Annotated in this window: 8 protein-coding genes; all 8 read right to left on the bottom strand. The window is 33.9% G+C overall.

What is annotated here, in order from left to right; translation table 11 throughout:
- Nucleotides 1–112: 112 nt before the first annotated feature.
- The gene (locus BUA46_RS09850) at nucleotides 113–721 is read right to left on the bottom strand and encodes a hypothetical protein (protein WP_143148110.1); all 609 of its coding nucleotides are present in this window, start codon (nucleotides 719–721) and stop codon (nucleotides 113–115) included.
- 441 nt (nucleotides 722–1,162) lie between these two features.
- Nucleotides 1,163–1,585 (bottom strand): VOC family protein, encoded by a 423-nt coding sequence (locus BUA46_RS09845; RefSeq protein WP_019386424.1) that lies wholly within the window; start codon nucleotides 1,583–1,585, stop codon nucleotides 1,163–1,165.
- 163 nt (nucleotides 1,586–1,748) lie between these two features.
- The gene (locus BUA46_RS09840; RefSeq protein ID WP_202801134.1) at nucleotides 1,749–2,366 is read right to left on the bottom strand and encodes a hypothetical protein; all 618 of its coding nucleotides are present in this window, start codon (nucleotides 2,364–2,366) and stop codon (nucleotides 1,749–1,751) included.
- A gap of 304 nt (nucleotides 2,367–2,670) precedes the next feature.
- A complete protein-coding gene (locus BUA46_RS09835; protein ID WP_019386426.1) occupies nucleotides 2,671–3,882 on the bottom strand; it encodes an ATP-binding cassette domain-containing protein in 1,212 nt (403 codons plus the stop codon).
- 9 nt (nucleotides 3,883–3,891) lie between these two features.
- Entirely contained in the window at nucleotides 3,892–4,752 is an 861-nt protein-coding gene (locus BUA46_RS09830; RefSeq protein ID WP_026009918.1) for an N-acetylglucosamine kinase, read from the bottom strand.
- 282 nt (nucleotides 4,753–5,034) lie between these two features.
- Entirely contained in the window at nucleotides 5,035–6,042 is a 1,008-nt protein-coding gene (gap, locus tag BUA46_RS09825; protein WP_019386428.1) for a type I glyceraldehyde-3-phosphate dehydrogenase, read from the bottom strand.
- Between the two features lie 17 nt (nucleotides 6,043–6,059).
- Nucleotides 6,060–7,046, bottom strand: coding sequence for a 6-phosphofructokinase (pfkA, locus tag BUA46_RS09820; protein ID WP_019386429.1), 987 nt, complete (start codon nucleotides 7,044–7,046; stop codon nucleotides 6,060–6,062).
- 145 nt (nucleotides 7,047–7,191) lie between these two features.
- Nucleotides 7,192–11,580 carry a translocation/assembly module TamB domain-containing protein gene (locus BUA46_RS09815; RefSeq protein ID WP_019386430.1) on the bottom strand — a complete coding sequence of 1,463 codons (4,389 nt, stop codon included), beginning with the start codon at nucleotides 11,578–11,580 and terminating at the stop codon, nucleotides 7,192–7,194.
- Between the last annotated feature and the right edge of the window lie 241 nt (nucleotides 11,581–11,821).

The following is an 11,821-nucleotide window of genomic DNA, read 5'->3' as shown; positions in this document are numbered from 1 at the left end:
AAGAATAGTGCATAGTTTGAGCGGGAGGATTTTCCGAAGGAAAATCAAGTGCAAGCAAACTAGCACTATATTTAGATTTAGGAATTGACTTAGGCATTATTTTTATACAATGTTAGCTACTATTTTTAATCCGTCTAGTATTCCTAAAAACACTAACGATTCCAAGAAAAAAAAACAAACCTGATAAAAACTGCCAGAATGAAAATCCGTCCATTTTCCATATCATGATTGGTGTAATAATCCCTGTAAACAGAATTAATATTATACTAATTTGAAAATTCGCTTTGTCAAAAAATCCTATTTGATAGAAAACTTCTTTGTTCTTTTTAGTATTAGTTTTTCCGAAAAGCATAGTCAATCCAAGTAATGAACAGAATAAAGTTAGTATAATCCACCCATTGAAACTGTCAGAGTTTTTAAATAAATCGACAGTCCAAAATCCGAATCCAATAAAAACGGCAATTCCCACTAAAAATTCAGTCCAAGTTTCTGAAGAGTCTTGAAAAGCATCTTCTAATTTGCTTTTTATTTTTTCTTCTATTTCTAAACTCTCAAAAGAACTATTTTCTTTAATCTTTTCTAATATTTCTAAATCAAGTTTTAATTCTTGCTTTCTCCTAATTGAAGCAAAGGTTTCTCTTAATTTTCCAAATGCGGCTATTGCTCCAGTTATTCCAACTATCAGCTTTCCTATGGTTTCTATATTGTAAAATTCTTTCAATAATGGTTTTTTTAAATTGCGGCTATCGTCTTTTAAAACAATCTTATACAATTAATCTATCAAATTAAATATGATAAGAGCACGATTAGTTATCTCATAAAAATATAAAAATTTATGTAAGTAAAAGATTATTTAATGAAATAAAATTAAACTTATATTATATTTTTTTACCTACAGAACCATTTGGGTGTGGCGTCAACTCAAAAACAAAATCGGGTTTAATAAAGTCTTCTTTTCGGTGCGATACATAAATAATAGCAGTGTCGCTTTCTTGGGCTATTTTGTTTACCAATTCTGAGAATAATTGGGCGGTGTTGTCTAGTTCGTTATTTTAGATATATACGTTACTTCTCGGTTTAAAAAGGCATTAGCAAATTCGAGTGGATTCGGACGTAGTCGAATCCGCCGTAATTGCGGTTATACATTGTTGTGTGTAGTTTTTTATTTATAAAATTCTCGTTCATTCACTTTAATAGTCGTTAATTCAACAGTATGTCCATCAAGGTCTTTTGTGTATATCGAATCAAAGTAATGATGGTCTTGGATGTGAAATTCCAAATTTAATTCGGTATATCTTTTTTTAGCTTTTTCAAAATTTTCACTTGTCACATTAAATGCAAAATGGTCAATTTTTACATTTTTTGAAGTTGGTTCAAGTTTAGTATCAATTGTATTCGCAGGAAACAATGCAATTCCAGATTTTCCAGAAAGTAAAAAGATTGGAAAATCTCCCCATTCAGGTAATTGATAACGTTTTAGTCCCAATACTTTTTCGTACCAAATTGCAGAAGCTTCCATATCAACAACTCGAATTGCTACGTGGTCTAAAAATTCAATTTCTATTTTATGTTTTTTATCTGTCATTTGGCAAATTACACACAACGGTCTCGGCTATGAGTAGTTGCGTGGGTTAGCAATTAACTTTGCAAGTACACACCAAACTAAAAATCCGCGAGGATTTTCAGAAGTAGGCGAGAACAAGCAATTACTTATAGCCATTGTTAGGGGCAGGTTTTATATTAATTTTTTAAAGACCGCTTCCATCTGCTTTGTTATATTCATTTTCGTAGTACATCAAAATACGATATTTTCCATATTCTTCATCAATCATAAACCAAACTGGTTTATTTATGCTATTCATGGATTCGGTTACTAATTCTACTATTAAGGGCTGTAATATTTTAAATTCTTTATCATTCAGAGAATCTTTTTGAGTAAGAAGTTCTTTTTTTCTTTCTAATTCTCTACTTAAAGAGTCATATTTTATAGACTTTTGATAAAATATCGCCTCGTATCTTTTTTTGTGAACTGTAATTTCATAGGAAATATCTTCATCTTTAGGTATGGTGTATTTGGCTATTGTTGAATCTGGTTCACTTACATATCTTTCATTATTCATAAATTGCCGGATAAGATTATTAAATCTAATTTTAATATTTATTTCATCTGTGTAATTAGCATCCATAACAGCAATTCGCCACACTTTGTTATTGTTCGTCGCCATGCCTATATTGACATCAGTCCCATTAAATTCGCCATCTAAAATATCTTCACTATACCGATTTATTGTGTATCCTTTAGATTTCAATTTCTTTATCATTTCGGGTTTAAATCCATCAATTGGAATGTCAAGAAATTGTGTCACATCTTTTTGCCCATACAATGCTATTGGTAAGATGAGAAATATGAAAATCTGTGTTATTTTTTTAAAATTTTTGTCCATCACGTTTTGTTTTTATCTGAACTCATTTTTTGTCTTATCCGTTACGTATAGTCAACTTGCCCCTAACGTATTTTAAAACAACCTGTATACATTTTATCTATCAAATTAAATAGGATAAAAGCACTTTAGGTTATTCACACCTTCTAAAACTAAAAAAATAAACTTGTAAGTAAAATATTATTCGAAGAAATGCAAATACAGGTGAGGAACTGCAAATACTACAGTACTATAAGCTTCTGCCTACAGAGCCATTTGGGTGTGGCGTCAACTCAAAAACAAAATCGGGTTTAATAAAGTCTTCTTTTCGGTGCGATACATAAATAATAGCGGTATCGCTTTCTTGGGCTATTTTGTTTACCAGTTCTGAGAATAATTGAGAATCGGTATCGTCTAGTCCGTTGGTAGGTTCATCTAAAATAAGTAGTGGCGGGTGTTTTACCATGGCTCTGGCAATAAGTACCAAGCGTTTATGCCCATTAGATAAAAACTGAAAGCTTTTATCTTTAATGGCGCTCATGTTGAGTAGCGAGATCCATTGTTGTGCAATACGCATTTGCCTATCGGTGGGGTAACTGTACAAGCCTATAGAATCTACAAACCCAGAAATAATCATGCTTTCAATAGTATCTCTGCGTTTAAACCCACGAAGCATTTCGGAGGTGTAAAAGCCAATGTGTTTTTTAATATCCCAAACGGTTTCGCCACTGCCCTTTTTTATACCAAACAGAGTCATATCTGCCATATAGCCTTTGGGGTTATCGCCAGAAATTAACGAAAGAATAGTGCTTTTTCCAGATCCGTTAGGGCCAATAAGTTGCCAGAACTCTCCGGGTTTTATTTCCCAATTGATGTTTTTAATAATTGGGCGTTCGCCATAACTCACCGATACGTTGTTGAGTTGTATGAGTGGGTTGAAGGTTTCCCTATCCAACTCGTAAGGTTGTGGTAAGGCTTGGGTGAAATGTTTGTGGTTGGTTTGTGCAGTTTCTACATACAATTTGGGTTCGCCATCTTCTAGCACATAAATGTCTTCTATAAAGTCTAAAACATCGCGCTTTCTAGTCGCCACTTGGATAATTTGTGTATGCTGACTTAATTGTGTGAGTGTGGTTTCGATGTTGGTTTGTGCTTCCACATCTAAACAATCAAAAACATTATCAAGAACTATATATTCGGGTTTCGATTTTAAAATATGCTGGAGTAAGGCCCGTTTGCGTTCGCCTTCGGAAGAATTTTTTAAACTGTTTGTCGTGGCGGTTTGCACATCGAATTGCCCGTGACGGGTTTCTTCTTCTATAAAGGCATTGACTGTAAAATCTGAAAATACAGCGCCTTTTAGGGTGTTGATCTCTTTAAACCACTGGCCTGACGTAATCTGTTTAAGCAGTTGCTTTTTGTTCTCGGTATTGGATATGTAAAAGGCTTTATGCTTAGGCATAAGCGTGATTTATATGCCTGTGGTATGAAATTTAACCAAGCCTTCTATAGGTCTACGTTCGAAATTACCAACCGTAAAGCCCATTTCTTGTGCTACTTCTTTGATTTCATTTTGTGCAAAAAAGGCGATAGACCCTGCAAAATGTACAGGAACGGTTTTGAGCTCTTCTTTGTACTGCATGATATAATTCTCAACAAAAATGCGAAGTCCCTTTTTAATAAGGTTTATAATATAATCTGAATCTTTGTTTAAAAACATAAATTCGGCAAAGTTTGCCAAATACGCATTAGGATGTGGCTGTTTGTAAATGTTATACTTTACATAATCGGCTTCTAAATTGTATTTACTACCAAAAGCGACTTTAATATCTTCTGGCATATGGTTGAAATAATAATCGCGTATTAATTGCTTACCATAATAGTTACCTGCGGCATCATCCATTAAAATATAACCTAATGATTGCACGCGCTGGTGTAGTTTTTTACCATCGTAATAACTACAATTTGAACCGGTGCCTAAAATACACACCACTGCTGCTTCGTCTACTTTATTAATGGTGCCGTAAACTGCAGCCATAGTATCTTCTTCAACTGTAATATTGGCGTTTACAAAAAATTCATCCAAAGCACTGTAAACTAAATCTTTACCACGGTCTGTTCCGCAACCTGCACCGTAAAAGTACACATGGGTTACAGCATCCTTGTGCGCTTTTAAAATCTCGTTATTTTTAATTGTTTTTTTGAGCTTCTTTTGCGTTAAAATTTCAGGATTAAGACCTTTTGTTCTTAACTTCTCTAAAAGTTGTTTTCCATTAATATCAACGGCTATCCAATCGGATTTTGTAGAACCACTATCAACAATTAAAATCATAAGACTTAGAATTAAAAGATTAATAACATGTTGCATAACAACATATTACAAGTAAAGTAATTAACTGAAAAGAAAAGGTTCTTGATGAAACAGAAAGCAGTTTAAGTTGTTATAACAAAAAACCTTTAGACTGCGCTCATGGTGACCTTTGAACTTAGTTTCAGCTGGTATGTTGTTCAACTCACAGTTTTGAATGCGTTTAAAAACGTATCAAAATGAGTTTCACAAAAAAAAAACCACAGCATGCTTCCGAAGAACCATACTGTGGTAATATATTAATTATTATTTTAAAGCTCCGATATGTTGAGCTAAATCAACTAATTTAGTTGAGTAACCAAACTCATTATCATACCAAGAAACTAATTTTACGAAACCGTCATTTAATGCCATACTTGCGTTAGCATCGAATGTACTTGTTTTAGGTTCTGATACGAAATCTTGAGATACAACACCTTCTTCAGTATATCCTAAAACACCGTTTAATTCACCTTCAGAAGCATCTTTTAAAGCTTTCTTGATTTCCGCCCATGGCGCTGGTTTCTCTAAACGACATGTTAAATCTACCACAGATACATCAACAGTTGGGATTCTAAAAGCCATACCTGTTAATTTTCCGTTTAATTCAGGAATTACTTTTCCAACCGCTTTAGCAGCACCAGTTGAAGCTGGTACGATGTTGTTTAAAGAAGCACGTCCTAATCTGTAATCTTTTCTTGAAACACCATCAACAGTAGATTGTGTTGCAGTAGCTGCGTGAACTGTAGTCATTAAACCTTCAGCAATTCCGAATTTATCGTGAATAACTTTAGCTAATGGCGCTAAACAGTTAGTAGTACAAGATGCGTTAGATACAATGGTATCAGCAGCTGTAATTTGTTTGTGGTTTACTCCCATTACAAACATTGGTGCATCTGCAGATGGTGCAGAAATTGCAACCTTCTTAGCTCCTGCTGTAATGTGTTTTTGAGCACCTTCTATGTTTGTGAAGATACCAGTACAATCTAAAACAACCTCTGCTCCTACAGCATCCCATTTTAAATCTTCTGGGTTACGCTCTGCAGTTACGCGAATAGTGTTTCCGTTTACAATTAGGTTACCATCTTTTGTTTCGATAGTACCATCAAATTGTCCGTGAACTGAATCAAATTTTAATAAGTAAGCTAAATGATCAACATCTAGTAAATCATTAATACCTACTACTTCGATATCATTTGGTCTAGAAGCTGCTACTCTAAAAGCAATTCTACCTATTCTTCCAAATCCGTTAATTCCAATTTTTAATTTTGACATAATCGTGTTTATAAATGTTAAGTGCTCATGATGTCTGAGACACGCAATAATTCTAAGTTTATTTTTGTTTTTCCTTTAATGGCTTTATCTAAAGGTGTTAGTAGCATTTTACCATTCATGAGACCCACCATAAAATTGGTTTCGCCACCTAGCATGGATTCTACAGCTTTTACACCCATTCTACTCGCAAGAACGCGATCAAAACAAGACGGTGCACCACCACGTTGCATGTGTCCTAAAACAGATACTCTAACGTCGTAACCTTCCATATTTTGGTCTACGTAATCCTTAAGTTCGAATATATTCTTTCCTATTTTATCACCTTCAGCAACGATTACGATGCTCGATGATTTTCCTGAGGTTCTACTTTTATTTAATGAATCAACCAATCGGTCTAATCCTAAATCTTCTTCAGGGATTAAAATTTCTTCGGCACCACCAGCTATACCTGCATTTAATGCAATATGACCAACATCGCGACCCATAACCTCTATAAAGAATAGTCTGTTATGTGAACTTGCTGTATCACGTATTTTATCGATAGCTTCTACAACCGTATTTAAAGCGGTATCAAAACCTAAAGTATGTGATGTACCAAATATATCGTTATCAATTGTTCCAGGAATACCCATTACTGGGAAGCCAAATTCTTGATTAAAGATTAAAGCTCCGGTAAACGAACCATCTCCACCAATAACTACTAATCCTTCAACTCCGGCTTTTTTAAGTGCTTCATGGGCCTTTTGGCGACCTTCAACAGTTCTAAATTCTTTTGAACGTGCCGATTTTAAAATGGTACCTCCTTTATTGATAATACCTCGAACGCTTCTGGCATTCATTTCTTTAAAATCGCCTTCAATCAATCCTTCATAACCTCGGTAAACACCAACGCATTCAATTTTATGATAAGCACAAGTTCTAACTACCGAACGAATGGCTGCATTCATTCCTGGAGAATCTCCTCCTGAAGTTAAAACGGCAATTTTTTTTATCTTTTGTGACATTAATTATTTCATTTAACAAGGTAAAATTACTAAACAAAAAGCACATATCTATAGCATTTACAGTAAATTAACAACACTTTTAAAACTATAACGTTTTAGTTGATAAAAAAAAGTTTACGGCTAGAAAATAATGGGTAAAAACGGACTATTTCTCTGAAGTTGACTTGAATGAAATGTACTCTGGAGTGGTATTTTCATCTTCATTTTCGGACGTTTCGGGATTCGATTCCTGAACTCTTTTCTCTTTTTTGAAAAGCTTTCTTATTAATTCTTTGAAGGTGTCAAAATCGACATTATAAGATAAACCTACACCTTGTGTATAACCAATATCTTCTCCGAAATTTCGGATGCTGTTTTCTCTATTGAATACATTGGCGGTTAACGTACCTTCTTCATTTAACAGAAAATCGATTTGCACGTCGCCAGCAATAACCGTTTCTGTAGCCCCACCTACCGGCACCCCTACTTTACCGTTTATTAAAACACGATCGCTAATTTGTGTTTGCAGGGTTACACCAAATCTGTCGTCGGTTTGATAATCGGGTCTGTTTTGTCCCGCTTCGTAGTTGATGCCAACGTTTACTTTACCATCTTCTGAAGTAAAAATACCATTTAAGATACCATTTAATCGTTCAGCAATTGTACCTGACGCATTTAAACTGTTAAGTCCGCTAGAAAACGACCCCGTAGATACTAAAAACAAGGCTTGTTGGTCGCGTTCATCTTTAGATTCTAAACGATAATTAAGCTCTGATTTAATGGTAGAACTTACATTAGGAAACTCGAAACTAAACTCGGGTTTGGGTTGCTCTAAATTCCCCGTAATCTCAATATGTAATTCTACAGGAATACTTCTATTAATAGGATTGTCAAGCAATGGTGATGGGTTGGCCTGCGTTTTGTAAATGGCTAACATGTTTATTTCTGCATCGAGCGGGTCGCCTTCCCATGCTAATGTACCACCAGGTTGTACTATGAATTGCTTTTGAATAATACCACCGTATGCGAAATTATAAACCCCTTCAAATACCGCGAAATCGCCCCACATATCAAATTTTCCGTTGGTGTTTATTTCTACTAGGAGTCCGCCTCTACCTCGACCTTTTAAAGAGTGGCCCGTATCTTTATCGATGATGATTTCAACCTCGGCATCTTCGGTAACATCTAAATCGAAATCGAGCTCTAGTCCTTTAATTTCATCAAATACCACTTCAACACCTTTTCTTCGTGCTTCTTTTTCTTCTTTAGTAATAAAATGGATGTATGAATTGTCTCCAAAAGATTCGGCATCCGTCAAAGGGATTTTAAATACCGTGCCTCTTTTCGTTTCACCAATTACATTAATAACCAATTGCTCTGTAGGCCCGTTAATAGTTGCGCGACCGCCTATAAAGCCTGTACCATAGTACAATGATTCTTCAGTTTCTGGAGTATCCAAGATAAGTAACCGTGGCGTGGTAATAATTAATCCGAGGCTCCATTTTGAAAAATTGACATGACTTAAAGAGCCATTCACATAACCCTTAGAATTAAATTTAGTATCCGTTAAAGCAACATCGTTAAAAATAAAACTTTGGTTTTTTAAGGTTATCGATGAGTTGTTATTAAAAGCATAATCTACATTTAGGTAAGGAATACCTAAACCTCCGTTATTTAATATCAAGTCGCCATTAATATCTGGTTTCTTTAAATCGCCAACCACTTGAATTTTGCCATTGGCCTTTCCACGAATGTTGGATAAGACACCATCGAGCAACGGATTAAGCGGAAATAGATCGAATTTATTCAAGTTAATAGCCACATCTATAGATGCCTTTCTACCTGAAACCGAGATATCGCCTTTGGCACTAAACGATTTATCGATATCATTCTTAATGGTAGCATCCACTTTATAGTTGGTAAGTGATTCGTTTCCTGAAATAGTGGCATCAAACGAGCCTAGGAGATAATCATTCACTTTTAAATCGTCCACAACAATGGTTGAATTCGGTAAATAACTGCCGTTTTTCTGTAAAATATCGAGTTTCCCATTAACATTACCAGCCAAGGATAGACTGTCTATATCGGGCGTAATTTTAGCTAAATCGACATTGGTGAAATTGAGTTTAATATCTTTTTGGGTTGAATCTTTAATGAAACCAGAGAGTTTAATTTCTTCATTTTCATGATTGATTCTAAACTTATCGAGATTGAATTTTGTGAGTTTTTTATCGAAGGAAATTTTATGGAATTTATCCTGATTTTCGTTGATAAACCATTTGTTGTCTTTTATGGTAACATCGGATTGTTTGAATCCAATAACCGATTCATTTTCGGCATTTATAGTATGGTAAAAACTTAAATTAAATATATCTTTATTACGTTTACCACCTTGAAACTCCGATCGCATAAAAAGGGTATCACTTAAGGTTACATTAATTAAACTGAATTTAGAAACGTTATAATATTTTGTATTTAAACTATCAATCTCAACATAAGTATTAAACAGCGGATTACTGTTATCTACTTGCAATTCTATGTTATCAACGAAGTTCTCGATATAACGTATTTTAGGTGACTTAAACGTAAGTTTAAACTTTTTTTCATCGCTTTCAACACGTCCTCGGATAAAGGTGTTTTTACCCAATTCAACCTCAGGATAAATAACTTCAATAATTTTATTATAAATTTTGAAATTAAAGTCGATGCTTTGATTGTTATCTACTTTATGTGGCACATAGTTGGTGTAAATATTACCAATAGAATTTTCAAATAGTTTTTTCAAATCTTTTAAAAAGAAGCGTCCTTTTAACTCGCCTTGAATAATATCTGGTGAGCTAATTTCTACAAAACGCATTTCATTTTCAAATCGTGAAGACACATCGAAACTCTCAAAATAATAGGTGTCGTTCTGGTTTTGATAGCTGGTATTCGCAAAAGTAATTTTACCAAAAGCATCATCAAAATTACTGCTATTCATGTTCATTTTAACCCGACTCTTAAAAATGGAAACACTGTCCTTTTTTATGAAATTGAGCGTGTTTAAATTGGCATAATCTACAACAGCTTCAAAATCGTACTTCCTTATCTTTTGCGAGAAGTCTACTAATCCGGTAAAGTTTAATTGCAAATTGCTATCATTTACATTTAAATTTCCATCAAATATTTTGTTCTTGACATTACCCGCTACTTTTATGTTTTTGTAATTGTAATCGTTATAAATGAGTTCAAAGACATCACCTTTAACTTGCGTATCAATTTTTTCGGCAATGAACCCTTTGCCATTTACATCAAAATCTAATGAGCCTACGCCTACGTTAGGGTCGTTTAAAAAGATGCCAAAATCGAATTCTTGAAATGCGATTTTTCCTTTATAATCGGCATTATCAATGTCGTTTATTTTTGTGATTTCAAGATTGGAATCAACCAAGCCTAATGCGGTATTCATTTGAATATCGGCAATTACTTTTGAAGCGGTGACTTGCGAGTTTCCTGTGATTGTAAAATATCCTAATCTATCAAAAGACGTTGGTATAGCTTCACCTAAAACGTTAGGCAACATGCCAGTTAAATCCTTATATGTTGAAGATAAATTGCTAAAACTTCCGTCCATTAAAAAATTATCTTCTTCCTTATTAAATAGGTTTTTAAAGTTTATATCGCCGTAAACCCTTGTGTTGTAATTGGTGTTTAGTTTTAAGTTATTGGTATGTAAATCGTTTAGTGTTCCTGATAAATCAACACTAAATCGGGCAGACTGATTGACACCAAACTCGTTGTAAAAGGTGTTAAGCTCATCGAGTAACACGTTGGAATCCTTAAAGCTGGCTTCTACTAATACCTTATCGGTAAAGAATTGTAAATCTTCACGCTGATATTTAAATTTTAAGTCGCCCTTTAAAACAGATCCAGGTGTTTTTATTTGAAGATTAGCAAACGTCATGTCTTGCAAGGTGTATGCAAAATCGGTCATCATGTTTTTAACCTCTACACCTCTACTGTCTTTAAACGCTAAGGTGTTGATTCGTGCACTAACATCGCTGCCGTTAATTAAAAAGTTTGTGGCATTAATATTTAAATTGTCAAAATGAAGTACTTCTGTGGTTTCTTTGTTTTCATCTGAAAGGGTAAAAACGCTATCATAAATTGAGACATCGCTCGAGGATAATAAAAAACTACTTTTTTCTTTTCTGGGGTTGTCGCTTTCAAATTTTTCAACAAAAACATTAAGATTAGATAGTGGTTCGTCTTTGTACGTTTTAATATTGAATAACAAGTTTTCGATATCAATATCACCAAAAACCAAATTCCCGTTGTATAAATTTCTGAAACTTAAAATAGAGGTGTTAAGCTCTACAATACTAATTAATGTGTCTTTTTTGTAATCTTCAATGTAAATTTCTTTAAGCTCTACATCGCCATTAAACTGCAAACTTACTTTACCAATATTGATGTTGGTTTTAAATTCGTTGTTTAACTGTTTTGTTGCATATTTACCCAAACCTGTTTGAACAAAGGGAATAGAAAGCACCAACACCAAAATGATGAACAGCATAAGCAGAATACCTGCTATTTTTGACAGTATTTTTAGAAATTTTTTGATGCCCTTAAAGTTATAACTTTATTAAGAATAAACTACTTTTCCTTAGTTATCAATTATTTTATAAATCGGTCTATGGTAAACCACACAAACTCAATTTACTTCCTTATTGAAAATTAAATGAGTAGTTTTGTATTTACGAATAAAAGTAACAGTTGAGATGTTTATTCGTTTTCAAAATTAACAATTATTGTGC

The organism is Algibacter luteus (assembly GCF_900141715.1).
GTDB lineage: Bacteria > Bacteroidota > Bacteroidia > Flavobacteriales > Flavobacteriaceae > Arenitalea > Arenitalea lutea.
This window is presented reverse-complemented; position numbering and strand designations above follow the sequence as displayed.